The sequence below is a fragment of the Luteibacter sp. 9133 genome (assembly GCF_000800155.1).
GTDB lineage: Bacteria > Pseudomonadota > Gammaproteobacteria > Xanthomonadales > Rhodanobacteraceae > Luteibacter > Luteibacter mycovicinus.
The window spans coordinates 2,754,312-2,771,332 of record NZ_JUHO01000001.1; the positions used below are offsets into that span (position 1 = coordinate 2,754,312).

A 17,021-nucleotide genomic window follows, 5' to 3' on the forward strand; every position below is an offset into this window, starting at 1 on the left:
CGCACCGGTTAACAAATGGCTAACGAGCAGGATATACCCGGCTGATATATTCCGGCCTCCCCGCCCGACAGTCCATCGCCCGGGCGGCCATTTTCTGGGAGTTCGCCCGATGCATTGGGTTCCCGTCGCGGCTCTGAGCGACAACTACATCTGGCTGGTCGCCGATGACGAGGGCAATGCCTTCGTCGTGGATCCCGGTGAAGCCGCCCCCGTCGAAGCCGCGCTGAAAGAGCGAGGCTGGACGCTGACGGCCATCCTGCTGACCCACCACCATAACGATCACATCGGCGGCGTATCGGACCTCGTGCGCAATCACGACGTGGAGGTGTACGCCACGGCGGATCCCCGCATCCAGCCGAAGAACCACTTCGTGGAAGACGGCGACACCATCACTTTGGATGCGCCGAAGGCGACCTTCAAGGTCATCGCCGTGCCGGGGCACACCAGCTCGCACGTGGCGTACTTCGGTGAGGGCTTTCTGTTCTGTGGCGACACCCTCTTCAGCGTCGGCTGCGGCCGGCTGTTCGAAGGCACGCCGGAGCAGATGCTCGCGTCGCTGGACAAGTTCGCCGATCTGCCGCCGGAGACCCTGGTCTGCTGCGCGCATGAGTACACCGCGTCCAATATCCGTTTCGCCCTCACGGTGGAACCGGACAACACACCCTTGCGCCTCCGTCGTGACGAGGTAGCGCGCCTGCGCGAGGAAGGCCGGCCGAGTGTGCCGAGCCGCCTCGCCGACGAGTACGCCACCAATCCCTTCCTGCGCGTGGACAGCGAGGCCGTCGCCCGCTGGTCCGAAGCGCAAGGTGGGGCCCACGACACACGGATAGAGCGGTTCGCCGCTCTGAGACGTGCCAAGGACAGCTTCTGAGCATGAATTCCCTACGCCGGCGCCTGTTACCTTCGCTCATGCCCTTGTTTCTCACGGCATGCGCATCGACCATGACGCCGCGTGTGCCGACCACGCCACTGGCGGCGGCACCGCAGACGGCGCCGGTGAATGACGTGACGATGTCGCCGAAGCTGATGCGCCCCGCCCCGCCCGCGGACTTCTGGGGCAGCATGCGCGACAGCTTCGCCATGCCCGGCTGTGAAGCGGACCCGCAGGTGATGGCCTGGGCTCGCACGTATACGAAAATGCCCAACCGCTTCGAGCAGCAGGTCAACGAAGTGCTGCCGCTGATCGTATACGCACACAAGTCGGCGATGCAGCACAGCGTGGCCGGCGAGTTCGCGCTGCTGCCCTGGGTCGAGAGCCAGTATCGCCACGTGCCCGGCGCGAAGAACCGCCCGGCTGGCATGTGGCAGATCATGCCGCAGACGGCGCATACGCTGGGCCTGCGCGTGGACAAGAATTACGACGAGCGACTGGACATCACCAAGTCCACCGAGTCGGTGATGTCGATGATGCGCCGCTACTACGACGACCTGGGCGACTGGCGTCTCGTGGATGTCGCTTACAACGCCGGCGAGTTCGGTCTGAAGAAGACCATCGACAAGCACGGCGGCCCGAGCGATGACGACGGTATCCCCGACGTCCCGATGAAGGCGAACACGCGCGAGCATCTGGTCAAGCTGATGGCGATCGCGTGCATCGTGCGTGACCCGGCGCGCTTCAACGTGCAGTTGCCCAGGCAGGACAACCAGGACAGCTTGCAGGTCGTCCAGGTATCGAACCCGCAATCCCTCGCGCAGGCGGCGAAGCAGTCCGGGCTGTCGATGGGCGATCTGCGCGACTTCAATCCGGCGTTCCGCACGACGAAGGCTACGGTGTCGTCGTCGCTGCTGCTGCCGAAATCGGCGGCGGATCAGTACAAGCTAGGCCCGGTGGATCCGGTGGCCGATGTGCCGGACCCGACAGCGGATGACGCGGACGTGGCTGCGGCGGATGCGCCGGCGAAAAGCTCACGCAAGGGCAAGGCGGCGGCGAAAGTGTCGAAAACGGCTACGGCGAAGGCTTCGAAGAACACGAAGACGAAGGCACCGTCCGATGCATCCGCAAAGAACGATGTCGTGATCCACAAAGTGGATAACGGCGAGTCGCTCTGGACGATCGCGCGCCGTCATCAGGTGAGCGTCGACCAGCTGATGAAGTGGAACGGGCTGCAGACGCAGGCCGTGAAGCCGGGCCAGGTGTTGCGGCTTACGGCTTCCAAATAAACCGGACGGAGAGCGGACCTCGGACTCAGACAAGCCCGAGGTCCCGGCCAGACCTCAAAGCTGCACGACATCCCACTGCACGTCCGGATGGGTCTCGGCGTCGTAATCGACACCCTTCACCTCGAAGCCGAACAGCTTGATGAAGTCGTGCTTGTAACCGGCATAGTCGGTCACCTCACGCAGATTCTCGGTCGTGACGTTCGGCCAGAGCGCCTTGCACTCGGTCTGCACGTCATCGCGCAGTTCCCAGTCGTCCAGACGCAGACGACCCTCGGCATCCGTCTCCGCCGCCTGACCATCCGCGCGGTACAGACGGTCGTGAAACAAACGGTTGATCTGTTCGATCGTGCCTTCGTGAATGCCCTTCGCCTTCATGATCTTGAAGACCATCGACACGTAGAGCGGAATCACCGGAATTGCCGAACTCGCCTGCGTTACCACCGACTTCATCACACCGACGTACGAACGCAGCCCCTTCGACGCATAGCGCGTGCCGAGCTCCTTCGCCGTGCGATCGAGATGCTGCTTGGCCTGACCCAGCGTGCCGTGCCAGTAGATCGGCCAGGTGATCTCGGTGCCCACATAGCTGTATGCCACCGTGGTGGCGTTGTCGGCGAGCACGCCGGCTTCGCTCAGTGCATCGATCCAGAGCGCCCAGTCCTCGCCACCCATGACCGTGACCGTGTCCTTGATCTCCTGCTCGGTGGCGGGCTCGACGGATGCCTGGATCACGGCGTCCTTATTGGTATCCACTGACGAGGCGGTGAACGTCTCGCCGATGGTCTTCAACGCGGAGCGCACCACTTCACCGGTCTTCGGCAGCTTGCGCACGGGCGACGCGAGCGAATAGACGACAAGGTCGACGGTGCCGCCCATCTCGGCCCGGATCAGCTCGATGACCTTCGCGCGGGTTTCGTCAGCGAAGGCGTCACCGTTGACCGAGCGGCTGTAAAGGCCTGCATCGGCGGCGAGCTTGTCGAACGCGGCCGAGTTGTACCAGCCGGCGGTGCCGGTCTTGGTGTCGCTCGACGGCTTTTCGAAAAACACACCCAGCGTGGCGGCGCCATGACCGAAGGCCGCGGTGATCCGCGAGGCCAGGCCATAACCGGTGGAAGCACCGATGACCAGCACACGCTTCGGGCCGTCGGCGAACGCGCCGCTGGCCCTGGTGATGGCGATTTGCTCTTCCACATTCTTCGCACAGCCGACCGGGTGGGCGGTAGTGCAGATGAAGCCACGAACCTTGGGTTGAATGATCACGGGTTGTCCCTTTGACGCGATAAGGCGCCCATTGTAAATCGGGCGACCCACCATGCGCTTCCGCATGGACGGCAGCCAGCCCGGTCGGCGAGAAACAAAAAAAAAGGCCTCTCCGGAGAGAGGCCTTCCTTGGGATAGCCGTAAGCGTTACATCCGGTCGGTGGCGACCTTGATCTCGCCCTTCGCCTTCAGGGCGTCGATGTATTCGATCGTGGCGGCCTGAGCCATCGCGTCCATCATCTGACCGCGCAGCGCGACGCGCTGTGCCTTCTCGACCTTGGACGGGTCGCCATCGGTGACCTTGTCGACCGCTACGAGCGCGTAGGTGCCGTTACCGGTCGCCACGCTGCTCCAGGCGCTCTTGCCATCGACCGGATGCGGCAGCGAAAACGCCTGTTGCAGAACGGCCGGCGGCGCGTCCTTGATCGTCGCGAGCTTGCTGCGCTCCAGCCCGGTCAGGGTCTGCACCGGTGCCTTCACGAGGCTGGAGGCATCGCCACCCTTGCTCAGCTGCGCGGCGAGGTCATCGGCCTGCTTCTTCGCGGCGGCATCGACGCGCTCGTCGAGGATGCGCTGACGCACCGCATCGGTCACGTCGGCCAGCGCCCTGGGCGCCGCTGCCGCATGCTTGTCCAGATGCATGACGACCGCATCGCCCTGCTGCACCTGTACCAGCGAGGAGTTGTTGCCCTGGTTCACCACGTCGTCGCCGAAGGCGGCCGTGACGAACTTCGGGTCCGCGGCGACGCCTTCACCACCCTGGCGACCGAACATCGGGGTCGTCTTGATCTCGACGCCGAGTTCCTTCGCGGCCGGCTCGAGCGAACCCGGGTTGCGCTCAGCCAGATCGGCCAGCTTACCCGCGCGCTCATTGTAGAGGCGCTCGCCTTCGCTCTTGGCCCAGTCGCCGGCCAGCTGCCCGCGAACCTCGGCGAACGGCTTGGCATCACCCTCGCGCGCATCGCGCACCCAGATGATGTGATAGCCCTCTTCCGGTGAGAGAATCGGCTCTTTGGTGATCTCGCCCTTCTTCAGGCCGAACAGGGCGGTATCGAACGCCGCGTTGGCGACGCCCTTTTCCAGCCAGCCCAGATCGCCACCGGTGCGCTTCGAGCCCAGATCGTCCGAGTTCTCTGCGGCAAGCCTGGCGAAGTTTTCCGGGGTGGCTTCGGCGGCGATCTTCTTCGCCTTGTCGAGCGCGGCCTTCTGCTGCTCGGGCGTGGCGTTCTTCGGGACGTCGATGAGAATGTGCGACGCTTCGCGCTGCTCCGGCTGCGCGTAACGCTGCTTGTTCTTGTCGTACTGCTCGTGAAGCTGCTCGTCGGTCGGCTCGCCGATCTTGAGGTCGGCCTGCTTCACTTCGATGTACTGCACCGAGACCTGCTCGGGCGTGGTGTAGTCGGCGATGTGCGACTTGTAGAACGCGTCGATGTCCGCATCCGCGACGGTGGCGTCGGTCAGGGAAGGACGCGGCAGTACGGCGTAGCGCAGATCGCGCTGCTGGCCGTGCAGACGGAAGAAGTTGTCGACGTCGGCTTCGCTGACGATCGTGGTTGCCGAAATCGCTTCCGGGATCATCTGCGTGGCGAGCGACGTACGGACCTTGGTCTCGTACATGGCGGGGCTCATGCCCTGCATGGAGAGGATCGCGCGATAGGCTTCGGGACTGAACTGCCCGTTGACCTGAAAGCCGGGATCGGTGGCGATGGTGGTGCGCACGGCGGCGTCGGAGACCGTCAGACCGAGATCGGTGTTGGACTGCTGCAGCAGCGCCTGACTGATCATGCCGTCGAGCACCTTCTGCTTGAGCTCGGGCTTCTCGAGATCCGCTGCGGTGAACGGCGAGTTCGGATCCTGTGCGGCCTGCTGGCGAAGACCATTGAGGCGGTCCTGCCACTCCTGCTGCGAGATCTCGTGGTCACCGACCTTCGCGACGTACGTATCGACGCGCGAGACGAAGTACGACTCGATACCGAAGAACGCGACGGCGAAGACGCAGACACCGAGGACGATGGCGGCGGGCCAGCCATGGATCTTGTTACGGAGGGCTTGCAGCATGATGCGACTCGCAAGGTTTACGCCGGAAAAGTCCTCACCGGCGGATAGATAAAGCAAAGGCGCCACGCGGGCGCCTTTGCGGACAATGGCGGAGTGGACGGGACTCGAACCCGCGACCTCCGGCGTGACAGGCCAGCATTCTAACCGACTGAACTACCACTCCACTTCCCGTTGGTGGGTGCTGAGGGGATCGAACCCCCGACCAGCGCCGTGTAAAGGCGACGCTCTACCGCTGAGCTAAGCACCCCCTTACGGGGAAGACTGCTTAGTTTACGTGATCCTTGAGCGCCTTGCCAGCGGTGAAGGCCGGGACCTTCGACGCCGGGATCTTGATCTCTTCGTTCGTGCGCGGGTTGCGGCCCGTGCGAGCGGCGCGGCTGCGCAGCTTGAAGGTGCCGAAGCCGACGAGGGCAACGTCTTCACCCTTCTTGAGGGTGTCCTTTACCGCTTCGATCAGGCCTTCGAGCGCCTTGCCGGCGTCGGCCTTCGACAGTTCAGCCTTTTCAGCAATGGCGGCGATCAGGTCGGTTTTATTCATTACGTAACTCCCTTCAAAGGTAATTCGAATCGCCGGACGGCGATCCTTGGCGAGAAGACGTCAGGTTACGAATCTCACCATGTGGCATGACTCAGCAACCCCGCGATCCAGGGCGCCCTTGCGGCGCGGGCGATGGCGGAGCGGACTTTATACCAGTGCCCTACCCCTACCGCAATACGAGCAATACCAACGCTTTCAGCGGGTATGCATAAAAAAGATTATCGCGAAGCGATCGTGACAGGACGACGAAAACGAAAAGGGAGCACGGTGACCCGCGCCCCCTTTTCGTACGCGATGAAACACTCCGGCGATCAGTGAGTAAGCGACGGCGAACCCTTGCCCTTACCCTTGCGACCCGGCGCGGGCGCCACGTCGACACCGGCCTCGCCCGCGCCCTTCTTGCTGGGCCCGATCGGACGCTCGAGTGCGAGATCGAGCACTTCGTCGATCCACTTGACGGCGTGAATGTCCAGCGAGCTCGTGATGTTTTCCGGCAGGTCGACAAGATCTTTCTTGTTCTCGTCCGGAATGATCACCGTGGTGATACCGCCGCGATGCGCCGCAAGCAGTTTCTCCTTGAGTCCACCGATGGGCAGCACGCGACCGCGCAGCGTGATCTCACCGGTCATCGCCACTTCGGAGCGCACAGGCACCTTGGTCAGCGCCGATACGAGCGACGTGGCCATGGCGATACCCGCACTCGGACCGTCCTTGGGCGTCGCGCCTTCGGGAACGTGGATGTGGATGTCGAGCTTCTCGTGGAAGTCGGGTTCGATGCCGAGACCCGCGACGCGTGCGCGCACGACGCTGAGCGCGGCCTGGATCGATTCCTTCATCACGTCACCGAGCTGACCGGTATGGACCAGACGGCCCTTACCCGGCACCACGGATGCTTCGATGCTGAGCAGGTCGCCGCCTACCTGCGTCCAGGCCAGACCCGTGACCAGACCGACTTCGTTCTGCTGTTCGGCGCGACCGAAGTCGAAGCGACGCACACCGAGGTAATGGTCGAGGTTTTCTGCATCGACGCAGACCAGATCCGGCGCGAGCGCCTTACCCTTCGCCGCCTTGCCGGCCGCCTTCTGCACCTTGGCCTTCGCCTTGGCCGGGACCGTACCCAGCGCGATTTCCTTCACCACCTTGCGGCAGATCTTGGAGATCTCTCTCTCCAGATTACGCACGCCCGACTCGCGCGTGTAGTAACGCACGATGCCGCGCAGTGCGCTTTCATCGATACCCAGCTCCTCGGACTTCAGGCCGTTCGCCTTCAGCTGCTTCGGCAGCAGGTACTTCTGCGCGATGTTGAGCTTCTCGTCTTCGGTGTAACCGGGAATACGGATCACCTCCATACGATCGAGCAGCGGACCCGGGATATTCAGCGAGTTCGCGGTCGCGATCCACATGACTTCCGAGAGGTCGAGATCGACTTCGAGGTAGTGATCGTTGAACGCGCTGTTCTGCTCCGGATCGAGCACTTCGAGCAACGCCGACGACGGATCGCCGCGGAAGTCCATCGACATCTTGTCGATTTCGTCGAGGACGAACAGCGGATTCTTCGTGCCGACCTTGTTGAGGTTCTGCACGATGCGCCCCGGCATCGAACCGATGTACGTACGACGATGGCCGCGAATCTCGGCTTCGTCGCGAACGCCACCCAGGCTCATGCGCACGAACTTGCGGTTCGTCGCCTTGGCGATGGACTGGCCGAGCGAGGTCTTGCCGACGCCGGGCGGACCGACGAGGCAGAGAATCGGGCCCTTCATCGTGTTCACGCGCTGCTGCACCGCGAGATACTCGAGGATGCGGTCCTTGACCTTCTCCAGACCGAAGTGATCGGCGTCGAGCGTTTCCTGCGCGAGCGCCAGATCCTTGAGGACCTTGCTGCGCTTCTTCCACGGCACGCCCACCACCCAGTCGAGGTAGTTGCGCACCACGGTGGCCTCGGCCGACATCGGCGACATCTGTTTGAGCTTGTTGAATTCCTGGCGCGCTTTCGCGAGCACGGCCTTGGGCATGCCCGCCGCGTCGATCTTCTTCTGCAGCTCTTCGATTTCGTTGACGCCCTCGTCGCCTTCACCCAGTTCCTTCTGGATGGCCTTCATCTGTTCGTTGAGGTAGTACTCGCGCTGGCTCTTTTCCATCTGCGACTTGACGCGACCGCGGATGCGCTTTTCGACCTGCTGCAAGTCCATCTCACCATCGACGAGGCCGATGAGGAGTTCGAGACGCTCACCGACATCGGACGTTTCGAGCACACGCTGCTTGTCCGCCATGCGCACGGAAAGATGCGCGGCGATGGAGTCGGCCAGACGCGACGGATCGTCGATGCCCGAGAGCGTCGCCAGAATCTCCGGCGGCAGCTTGCGGCTCTGTTTGACCAGCTGTTCGAACAGCGAGACCAGCGAGCGCGACACGACGTCGAGCTCGCGCTCGTTCTTGCTGTAGATCGGCTCGATGACGCGGGCGCGGCCGCTCATCATCCCGGCCTCGTCCTCGAAGGCGTCGATCTGCACGCGCGACTGCCCTTCGACCAGCACCTTCACGGTGCCGTCGGGGAGCTTCAGCAGCTGCAGGACGCCCGCGAGCGTACCGACCTGATGCAGGTCGCCGATCGAGGGATCGTCGATGTCGGGGCTCTTCTGGGCGACGAGCAGGATCTGCCGCTCGCCTTCCATTGCCCGCTCGAGCGCACGCATCGATTTGTCGCGTCCCACGAAGAGCGGGATGACCATGTGCGGGTAGACGACAACGTCACGCAAGGGCAGGACCGGCAATAGGTCCAGCTCGGATCCGCTCGTGGTCTGGTTGCGATTCTTCGCCATGTGCTTAGGGTTTCCCTCAGAGTTTTTTGGGCTCGCCCCGACACTGCGCCGGAGCCGCCATACACGTCAAGTGGTGGTTCGCGAAGGACCGATCAAGAGCGGCACGCCGAAAGAAAAACGGCCCCGGCGTCAGTGACGCCGGGGCCGTCGGTATACGTAACGCCCGTTACGTCAGGCGGCGTCGCCACCCTCGCCCGCGATCCTCTGCTGCTGCAGGTTCCCGCGGTAGATAAGGTACGGCTCGGCCTGGCCATCGATCACGGCGTCGTCGACCACCACCTTGCTGACGTGCTCCAGCGACGGCAGTTCGAACATCGTGTCGAGCAGCACCTGTTCGAGAATGGTTCGCAGTCCACGTGCGCCGGTCTTGCGCTTGAGCGCGCGACGAGCAATGGCGGACAAGGCTTCCGGGCGGAACTCGAGCTCGGCGCCTTCCATGTCGAACAGCTTGCGGAACTGCTTGGTGACCGCGTTCTTCGGCTCGGTGAGAATCTGCACCAGGGCAGCCTCATCGAGTTCGTCGAGCGTTGCCACGACCGGAAGGCGACCGACGAATTCGGGAATCAGACCGAAACGGACCAGATCCGCCGGCTCGACTTCCGACAGCGTCTTGCCGACGTTCTCGGTGCGCTCCTTGGAGCGGACTTCGGCCTTGAAGCCGATGCCCGTGGTCTCCGAACGCTGCTGGATCACCTTGTCCAGCCCGGCGAAGGCGCCGCCGCAGATGAACAGGATATTGCGCGTGTCGACCTGCAGGAATTCCTGCTGCGGATGCTTGCGACCACCCTGCGGCGGCACCGAGGCGAGCGTGCCCTCGATGAGCTTGAGCAGAGCCTGCTGGACGCCCTCGCCGGACACGTCGCGGGTGATCGACGGGTTCTCGCTCTTACGCGAGATCTTGTCGATTTCGTCGATGTAGACGATACCGCTCTGCGCCTTTTCGACGTCGTAATCGCACTTCTGCAGGAGCTTCTGGATGATGTTTTCGACATCTTCACCGACATAGCCGGCTTCGGTCAGCGTCGTGGCATCCGCGATGGTGAACGGCACGTTGAGCAGGCGAGCCAGCGTTTCCGCCAGCAGCGTCTTGCCCGAACCGGTCGGACCGATCAGGAGGATGTTGGACTTGCCCAGCTCGACATCGTCGTTCTTCTGGCGCGATTCCATGCGCTTGTAGTGGTTGTAAACCGCGACGGAGAGCGCTTTCTTGGCGCGCGTCTGGCCGACCACGTACTGGTCGAGGGCTTCCATGATTTCGCGGGGCTTGGGAAGCTGGGTCCGGCCGGAGGCCGCCTTTTCTTCCAGTTCCTCGCGAATGATGTCGTTGCACAGCTCAACGCATTCGTCGCAGATGAACACGCTGGGGCCGGCGATCAACTTGCGCACTTCATGCTGGCTCTTTCCGCAGAAGGAGCAATAAAGAATCTTTCCGCCGTCGTTGGAACGGCTCTGCCGCTCGTCGCTCATGCTTGGGGCCCTACTGAGAATCCAGGTGCGCTTTGAGAATAGCACAGCACTCCGCCCCTGGAATCAGGGGCGAAGTGCCGGTTTTCACAAGCGTATACGTTCAAATCAAGCCGAACGGACGGTGTCGACGGTACGCTTATCGGGCACCGAGTCGATCAGGCCATAGGCCTGGGCTTCGGCGCCGCTCATGAAGCGGTCGCGCTCGGTGTCGCGGGCGATCTCTTCGACCGTCTTGCCACTGTGGTGGGCAAGGATGGCGTTGAGACGCTCGCGCATGGTCAGGATTTCACGGGCGTGAATCTCGATGTCCGTGGCCTGCCCCGAGATGCCGCCAGCCCAGGGCTGGTGGATCATGATGCGCGAATGCGGCAGCGAGTAACGCTTGCCCGCCGCGCCCGCCGCCAGCAACAGGGCGCCCATGGAGGCGGCCTGGCCGATGCACATGGTGCTGACGTCCGGCTTCACGAACTGCATCGTGTCGTAGATCGCCATACCCGCGGTGACAGAGCCACCGGGGCTGTTGATGTACAGGTTGATGTCCTTGTCCGGGTTTTCGGACTCCAGGAACAGCAACTGGGCGACGATGACATTGGCCATGTAGTCGTCGACCGGGCCGACCGCGAAGATGATGCGCTCCTTGAGGAGACGCGAATAGATGTCGTACGAACGCTCGCCACGCGAGGTCTGCTCGACAACGATGGGCACCAGGTTGAGATTCTGGATCGGAGCCATGGACATGTGGTCTCTCCTAACGTGTGGGGCCCGGCTGTTGCAAGAAGATCGGTGCTTACGCGCCGATCGGTCGCATCACCTCGTCGAAGCTCAGTTCCTGGTCGGTGGACTTGGCGTTGTCAGCCACCCACTCGGCCACCTGATCTTCCATCACGCGGTTCTGCAGTCCCGACATCAGTTGGGGATCACCGTTATACAGTTCAATGACCTTTTCCGGTTCTTCATAGGTCGAGGCAATCGCCGTGAGCATTTCAGCCATGCGCTTGCGATCGATCCGGATCTCGTTCTTGCGTGCGATTTCGCCCATGAGCAGGGCGGCGGCGACGCGCTTGCGGGCAAACGGAGTGGCCTCGGCGACCATCTGCGGGCTCGGCTCCTGGCCACGCGGCAGGTTGCCGGCGGCGAGGCTGCGGGCTTCGGCGTCGGACATCAGTTCCGGCACGTCGAGGTCCGGATAGGCGCCGGCCAGCTTCTCGGCCACTTCGGACTTGAGGCGGGCCATGAGCGTGGCCTTGAGCTCGCGCTCGAGGTTGGCGCGAACTTCCTTGCGGAAGGTTTCCAGGTCGCCGTCGGCCACGCCGAACAGCTTGACGAAGTCGGCGTCGACGGCCGGCAGGTTGGCTTCCTGCACCTTGATGATCTTGAAGGTGACCTTCGCGGTCTTGCCAGCGAGTTCCGGGTTGCGGAAGTCTTCCGGGAAGGCGACGTCCTGGACCAGCTCTTCGTCAGCCGAACGGCCGGTCAGCGCTTCGTCGAGCGCCTTGAACAGGGTGCCCGAGCCCAGCACGCTGCCGGCACGCTCGAGACCTTCGGCCGGGAAGCGGTAGTCACCGGCTTCGGCGGCGTATTCGAACATCACGAAGTCGCCGTCTTTCGAGGCGCGCGATACTTCGTCGAAGCTGCGACGCTGGGTGCGCAGGGTTTCGATCATCTTGTCGATGTCGGCGTCCTTGACCTCCGCCTTGGGGCGGGCGATTTCGATCGTCGAGACGTCGATGGCCGGGAACTCCGGCATCACTTCGAACGTGGCCGTGTAGGCGATCTCGCCGTTCTCGGGGTTGCCCGTGGTGTCGACCGACGGATTGGCGATCGGCTGGAGCTTCTCCTGCTCGACGGCCTGGCGCAGGGTGCTGCCGATCAGCTCGGACAGCGCCTCACCACGGACCTGCGCGCCGAAGCGCTGCTTGATCACGTTGGTGGGCACCTTGCCCGGACGGAAGCCCTTCAGACGCACCGTGCGACCCATCTCCGCGATGCGCTCGCTGACCTGCGACTCGAGGCGCTCCGCCGGGAACTTCACCGTGAGCTTGCGCCCGAGCTTGCCGACATTCTCAACCGAAACCTGCATGACCTCTCCTGAAACCACTAAAACGATATGGGATTCACCGCGAATGTCGGGCTCGTCGCCGCGACCTTGATCCCCGGCGGCGAAAAACCCCGCAAATGACTGCCCATTCTACGTTTTGCCCTTACACCGCCGCAACCTGCATCAGCCGGGGCTCCAGCGCCTCGGGCCGCCGCCTTCGGAGGCGAGCGAGTCTCCCGGATTGGCGAGAGCGCATGCCGTCAGCGAAAGACAGCCGCAGCCGATACAGTCCGCCAGTTTGTCTTTCAGATTAAGCAGTTGCGAGATTCTTCCCTCCAGCTCCTCACGCCAGGCCGCCGACATCGTCGCCCACTCGTCGCGCGTCGGCGTTCGCTCATCCGGGAGTGTCGCAAAGGCCTGACGGACGGCCTCCAGGGGGATGCCTACCCGCTGGGCGACCCGGATGACCGCGATCCGGCGCAGGACGTCCGCGGAAAACCGGCGCTGGTTGCCTGAGGTACGCAGGCTCCGGATCAGCCCTTTCCGCTCATAGAAATGCAGGGCCGACACCGCGACACCGCCGCGCCTGGCCACCTCCCCCACACTCAGCTCGCGCATCCACTTGACCTAAACGTTAGTTGAGGTCGCATCCTGCGCCTCTCCGGGACCGCCGCGCAAGCATGCGACACTCCCCACCCCCAAGGAAGCCAGCATGCACGTGGGAACCTCCGACCCCCATCTCACTCCCGCCGAAACCCTTCCCCAGGTCGACGGCATCCTCAGCCCGCGATACCGCGCCGCCACGCTCGGCATGGTCTGTCTGATTTCGCTGATCGCCTTCGAGGCGCTGGCCGTCACCACCGCGATGCCGACTGTCGCCCGCGAACTGGACGGACTGCGCGCCTATGCCCTCGCCTTCGGTGGCGTTCTGGCGACCAGCGTCATCGGCATGACGCTGTCGGGCCGCTGGAGCGATCGGCGTGGGCCGGCGCCCGCCATGTGGACGGGACTGGTCGGCTTCGTGATCGGGCTGCTTATCGCCGGATCGGCGCAGAACATGCCGATGCTCCTCGTCGGACGACTCGTCCAGGGCCTGGGTGCCGGCTGCCTGTCCCCTGCCCTCTACGTCATCGTCGGCCGCCTTTACCCGGAGTCTATGCGGCCGCAGGTGTTTGCCTCGTTCTCAGCTGGCTGGGTCGTGCCTGCGCTCATCGGTCCGGCGGTGAGCGGAGCGATCGTCGAGCACATCGGCTGGCGCTGGGTGTTCCTCGCCGTGCCGCTGCTCGCGTTACCGGCCGCCCTCGGGTTACGCGGTGCCTTGCGCTCGCTGCCGGCGCCGTCCGGCACACCGTCGGATACCTCGGGACGCATGCTCAATGCGGTCGGGGCGTCCCTGGGAGCGTGCCTGCTGTTCGTGTCGGGTCAGGAGCACGGCCTGCTCGCTGTCGCGCTGATGTTGCCGTCACTCGCACTGCTCTTCTTCTGCGGGCGCCGGTTGCTGCCACCCGGCACCTTGTGGGCTGCGAGAGGGTTGCCTGCGGTCGTCGCCTTGCGTGGCATTGCCGCTTCGGCGTTCTTCGGCGCCGAGGCATTTCTTCCGCTCGTGTTCTCGCAGCAGCATGGGCTGTCACCGATGTGGTCCGGGCTTGCGATCAGTGTCGGCGCGATCGGCTGGTTTTCCGGATCGTGGTACCAGGGCCACTACGCGAAGATTGCACGGCAGACTTTACTCACTCGCGGCACTGCGCTGATGGTGATCGGCAGCATCGTCGCGTCGCTCGGTATCTTCGAATGGATGCCTGTGCCTGCCGCCGTTGCCGGCTGGCTGATTACCGGGCTGGGCATGGGAATGCTTTACGGGACGGTTTCCGTACTCGCGTTGTCGATGTCCGCGGAGCACGAGCAGGGAAAGAACAGTTCGGCGTTGCAACTGTGCGAGTCGTTGATGGTGGCGACGACGCTGGCGGTCGGAGGTACGCTGTTCGCGGCGCTGCTCAACGTCTCGCACGTGGCGGCGTTTGCGGCGAACTTCGCGATGACGGTGGTGTTGGCGATGCTGGGAACGGTGGTTGCGCGGCGTACGCGCGCCGACGCGTGAACCCGGGCGTCATTGATCGGTGCGGAACCATCGCCCATCATCGTGCCAGCCGGTGAATCAACGAATTTCGGACTGGTGCGAGAGGGGGGACTCGAACCCCCACGGGTTACCCCGTCAGAACCTAAATCTGGTGCGTCTACCAATTCCGCCACTCTCGCTCGCGGCGCCATTCTAGGCGCCCGCAGGACGCAGGTCTACCGACTCAGCCACGGCAGCCGGCAAGCAGGTCGAGCTCCGGCTTGTACACCGACGTGCGCGTGCCGAAGAAGCCCAGCAAGGTATGGAACAGGTTGTCCTGACTTGCCGGCTGCACGCGTCGCTGGTTGAGGCACTCCAGCCGCATGCCCGTGTCGCTTACCCAGCCGGGTGAGAACCACATCAGCATCGGGATGTGCTTCTGCTGTGTGGGGGCCGTATCCCAGTCCGCGCCATGGAGATAGATGTCGTGCTCACCCAGCGACTCGCCGTGATCGGACAGGTACATCATCGCGCTGTCGATGTCGGGCGCGGCTTTCAGCGTGTCCACGACCCGGCCAAGGATATGGTCGGTGTAGAGAATGGTGTTGTCGTAGCTGGCCACGGTCTGCGCATAGGTGCACGTCTGCACTTCGGCGGTCTCGCAGCCGGGTTTGAAGACATTGAACGCGGCCGGATAACGCTGGAAGTAAGACGGTCCGTGGCTACCCTTGATGTGCAGCACCAGCAACGCGGGTGAGCGCATCTTCGCCAGACGCTCAGGCAGGTCCGCCAGCAACACTTCGTCGACGCAACCATCCGCGTCGCACAGACCCGCGACCCTGGCATTGGTCAGGTCATCGTTGGGCACTCGGGCGCAGACGTCCTTGCAGCCTTCATCGTTGTCGCGCCAGAACACGTCCACGCCGGCATGCTGCAGCACATCCAGCGCGTTCCAGTGCGACTTGGCGACCGGCTTATCGAACTTCGCGCGCGTCATGTCCGAGAACATGCAGGGGACCGACACTGTCGTCGCCGTGCCGCACGACCACGCATCGCTGAAATAGATCGCGCCCGCCCGCTTCATCTCGGGATTGGTGTCGCGCGCATAACCCTGCAGCGACTGATTCTCCGCGCGCGCCGTCTCACCCACCACCAGCACGACAACACGCTTGCGCGGAGCGACGGACGCATCCGTTGGCGGCAGCGTCGCGTCGGTGCCGATCGGCACCATCACCCTCTTGCGACGGAACACATCGCGCTGCAGGTAGTGAAACGTGCCGCTGAGTGCCGCGTAGGGATTGAAGACCTCGTACATCGTGCGGTGATTACGCTCGAAGTAGACGTAGGTGCGACCCATCAACATGGGCGGCACGAGCATCAGCGCGGCGGCGACCAGCACGATGACGGCACGCCAGCTGAGGCTTCGCCAGACTGGCATGAAACGCACGGGCACGAGCAGAACGAGGACGGCGGGCAGCACGCCGAACAGCGCGATCCATGTCACCGATCCAGTTGTGATCATCGCCATCGCTTCGGCGCGCTGCGTCTCGAAAATGCTTTGGATGATTTCTTCGTTGAGCCGCACGCCGAAGGTGTCGGCGTAAAAGGCGCTCGCGGCGGAGATAACGATCAGCAGCGCAAGCAGCGCTTTACCGATACGCGGCCACATGACCAGGGCGAGCGTCAGAACCAGATTGCCAACCAGCCGACAGCAAACTGTCACACTGAGACCCCAGAATCCTTGTATGCCCTGCGATGCTGCCAGAGCCGCGTGCAGCTCCGTCCACAAGCCACGATTCAGCACGGCGAGGATGTACACGGCGACCACGGCGCCGAGCGCCCATGCCGGTAGCGCTCGCCGAGCCCGGCGCTGAGACGGCTGGTCTTGAATGATCATCGGGTATCCATCCTGGCCCGAGACAGTCGCGAGCACATGAAATATCGCACATAAGAAAAAGGCACCTAGATTTCTCTAAGTGCCTGATTCAAATTGGTGGGCCGTGTAAGATTCGAACTTACGACCAATTGATTAAGAGTCAACTGCTCTACCAACTGAGCTAACGGCCCGTTTTAAACTTGCAAACCACACTAAAAGTGGGGTGGACGATGGGACTCGAACCCACGACATCCGGAATCACAATCCGGTACTCTAACCAGCTGAGCTACGCCCACCATAAAACACGATCTGGCGCGCCCGACAGGAATCGAACCTGCAACCGTCGGCTTAGAAGGCCGATGCTCTATCCGGTTGAGCTACAGGCGCAGGCACTGTACGTAGAACGCCAATTGGTCGGGGCAGAGGGATTCGAACCCCCGACATCCAGCTCCCAAAGCTGGCGCTCTACCAGACTGAGCTATACCCCGAACTTCTAAGCTGCATCCCGATGACCCGGGGTGAAGCCTTCAAATGTTACGGGTCTAACTCAAGCCCGTCAATCCGTATGAACACACCACACTTTCAACTACCGCTACCGTCGCGCATGTACCGCGCCGGCTTACCGCTTAAAGATGGTGCGCCCGGAGAGATTCGAACTCCCGACCACCAAGTTCGTAGCCTGGTACTCTATCCAACTGAGCTACGGGCGCACACTTTAAACCTTTAACCCGGCGACTTCCGCTGCG

At 63.2% G+C, this 17,021-nt stretch carries 12 protein-coding genes and 8 tRNA genes; 3 read left to right on the forward strand and 17 right to left on the reverse strand.

The genetic code is table 11. The features are described from left to right. Positions 1 to 109: 109 nt before the first annotated feature. Positions 110 to 871 (forward strand): hydroxyacylglutathione hydrolase, encoded by a 762-nt coding sequence (gene gloB, locus FA87_RS11880; RefSeq protein ID WP_043694766.1) that lies wholly within the window; start codon positions 110 to 112, stop codon positions 869 to 871. Between the two features lie 2 nt (positions 872 to 873). Beyond that, the gene (locus FA87_RS11885; RefSeq protein WP_081996584.1) at positions 874 to 2,160 is read left to right on the forward strand and encodes a transglycosylase SLT domain-containing protein; all 1,287 of its coding nucleotides are present in this window, start codon (positions 874 to 876) and stop codon (positions 2,158 to 2,160) included. 54 nt (positions 2,161 to 2,214) lie between these two features. On the opposite strand, the gene fabV is transcribed toward FA87_RS11885, so the two are convergent. From fabV to soxR, 10 genes are all read right to left on the reverse strand, one after another. Next, entirely contained in the window at positions 2,215 to 3,420 is a 1,206-nt protein-coding gene (gene fabV, locus FA87_RS11890) for an enoyl-ACP reductase FabV (protein WP_036112063.1), read from the reverse strand. Between the two features lie 147 nt (positions 3,421 to 3,567). Further along, the gene (locus FA87_RS11895) at positions 3,568 to 5,478 is read right to left on the reverse strand and encodes a SurA N-terminal domain-containing protein (RefSeq protein WP_043698047.1); all 1,911 of its coding nucleotides are present in this window, start codon (positions 5,476 to 5,478) and stop codon (positions 3,568 to 3,570) included. An 86-nt stretch (positions 5,479 to 5,564) separates the two neighbouring features. After that, a tRNA-Asp gene (locus FA87_RS11900) sits at positions 5,565 to 5,641 on the reverse strand. Positions 5,642 to 5,650: 9 nt separating this feature from the next. Further along, positions 5,651 to 5,725, reverse strand: a tRNA-Val gene (locus FA87_RS11905). Positions 5,726 to 5,743: 18 nt separating this feature from the next. Continuing rightward, entirely contained in the window at positions 5,744 to 6,016 is a 273-nt protein-coding gene (locus tag FA87_RS11910; RefSeq protein WP_036112061.1) for an HU family DNA-binding protein, read from the reverse strand. Between the two features lie 311 nt (positions 6,017 to 6,327). After that, positions 6,328 to 8,838: an endopeptidase La gene (gene lon, locus FA87_RS11915; RefSeq protein WP_043694768.1), complete on the reverse strand. Its 2,511-nt coding sequence runs from the start codon at positions 8,836 to 8,838 to the stop codon at positions 6,328 to 6,330. Positions 8,839 to 9,009: 171 nt separating this feature from the next. After that, positions 9,010 to 10,305, reverse strand: a complete 1,296-nt coding sequence (gene clpX / locus FA87_RS11920) for an ATP-dependent Clp protease ATP-binding subunit ClpX (protein ID WP_036112057.1) — start codon at positions 10,303 to 10,305, stop codon at positions 9,010 to 9,012. Positions 10,306 to 10,410: 105 nt separating this feature from the next. Next, positions 10,411 to 11,043: an ATP-dependent Clp endopeptidase proteolytic subunit ClpP gene (gene clpP, locus FA87_RS11925; protein WP_036112054.1), complete on the reverse strand. Its 633-nt coding sequence runs from the start codon at positions 11,041 to 11,043 to the stop codon at positions 10,411 to 10,413. A gap of 49 nt (positions 11,044 to 11,092) precedes the next feature. Next, entirely contained in the window at positions 11,093 to 12,385 is a 1,293-nt protein-coding gene (gene tig / locus FA87_RS11930) for a trigger factor (RefSeq protein ID WP_036112052.1), read from the reverse strand. Between the two features lie 141 nt (positions 12,386 to 12,526). Beyond that, positions 12,527 to 12,961 carry a redox-sensitive transcriptional activator SoxR gene (gene soxR, locus FA87_RS11935; RefSeq protein WP_036112049.1) on the reverse strand — a complete coding sequence of 145 codons (435 nt, stop codon included), beginning with the start codon at positions 12,959 to 12,961 and terminating at the stop codon, positions 12,527 to 12,529. Positions 12,962 to 13,154: 193 nt separating this feature from the next. Between soxR and FA87_RS11940 the strand changes: the two genes are divergently transcribed. Continuing rightward, complete coding sequence (locus tag FA87_RS11940; RefSeq protein WP_239709168.1) at positions 13,155 to 14,441, forward strand: MFS transporter; 1,287 nt, start codon at positions 13,155 to 13,157, stop codon at positions 14,439 to 14,441. Between the two features lie 73 nt (positions 14,442 to 14,514). On the opposite strand, the gene FA87_RS11945 is transcribed toward FA87_RS11940, so the two are convergent. The 7 genes from FA87_RS11945 to FA87_RS11975 all read right to left on the reverse strand — a co-directional run bounded on the left by FA87_RS11945 (position 14,515) and on the right by FA87_RS11975 (position 16,985). Then, positions 14,515 to 14,599, reverse strand: a tRNA-Leu gene (locus tag FA87_RS11945). A 44-nt stretch (positions 14,600 to 14,643) separates the two neighbouring features. Then, positions 14,644 to 16,296, reverse strand: a complete 1,653-nt coding sequence (locus FA87_RS11950) for a phosphoethanolamine--lipid A transferase (protein ID WP_052191330.1) — start codon at positions 16,294 to 16,296, stop codon at positions 14,644 to 14,646. A gap of 94 nt (positions 16,297 to 16,390) precedes the next feature. Beyond that, positions 16,391 to 16,466 (reverse strand) — tRNA-Lys (locus FA87_RS11955). A gap of 28 nt (positions 16,467 to 16,494) precedes the next feature. Beyond that, positions 16,495 to 16,571, reverse strand: a tRNA-His gene (locus FA87_RS11960). 14 nt (positions 16,572 to 16,585) lie between these two features. Next, a tRNA-Arg gene (locus FA87_RS11965) sits at positions 16,586 to 16,662 on the reverse strand. Positions 16,663 to 16,686: 24 nt separating this feature from the next. Further along, a tRNA-Pro gene (locus FA87_RS11970) sits at positions 16,687 to 16,763 on the reverse strand. Between the two features lie 145 nt (positions 16,764 to 16,908). Further along, a tRNA-Arg gene (locus tag FA87_RS11975) sits at positions 16,909 to 16,985 on the reverse strand. Positions 16,986 to 17,021: the final 36 nt, after the last annotated feature.

Excerpts from the sequence above, each read along its gene's own strand:
- gloB (WP_043694766.1), top strand. The coding sequence starts at position 110 with ATGCATTGGGTTCCCGTCGCGGCTCTGAGCGACAACTACATCTGGCTG.
- FA87_RS11885 (WP_081996584.1), top strand. The coding sequence starts at position 874 with ATGAATTCCCTACGCCGGCGCCTGTTACCTTCGCTCATGCCCTTGTTT.
- FA87_RS11895 (WP_043698047.1), bottom strand. The coding sequence starts at position 5,478 with ATGCTGCAAGCCCTCCGTAACAAGATCCATGGCTGGCCCGCCGCCATC.
- FA87_RS11910 (WP_036112061.1), bottom strand. The coding sequence starts at position 6,016 with ATGAATAAAACCGACCTGATCGCCGCCATTGCTGAAAAGGCTGAACTG.
- lon (WP_043694768.1), bottom strand. The coding sequence starts at position 8,838 with ATGGCGAAGAATCGCAACCAGACCACGAGCGGATCCGAGCTGGACCTA.
- clpX (WP_036112057.1), bottom strand. The coding sequence starts at position 10,305 with ATGAGCGACGAGCGGCAGAGCCGTTCCAACGACGGCGGAAAGATTCTT.
- clpP (WP_036112054.1), bottom strand. The coding sequence starts at position 11,043 with ATGTCCATGGCTCCGATCCAGAATCTCAACCTGGTGCCCATCGTTGTC.
- tig (WP_036112052.1), bottom strand. The coding sequence starts at position 12,385 with ATGCAGGTTTCGGTTGAGAATGTCGGCAAGCTCGGGCGCAAGCTCACG.
- soxR (WP_036112049.1), bottom strand. The coding sequence starts at position 12,961 with ATGCGCGAGCTGAGTGTGGGGGAGGTGGCCAGGCGCGGCGGTGTCGCG.
- FA87_RS11940 (WP_239709168.1), top strand. The coding sequence starts at position 13,155 with ATGGTCTGTCTGATTTCGCTGATCGCCTTCGAGGCGCTGGCCGTCACC.
- FA87_RS11950 (WP_052191330.1), bottom strand. The coding sequence starts at position 16,296 with ATGATCATTCAAGACCAGCCGTCTCAGCGCCGGGCTCGGCGAGCGCTA.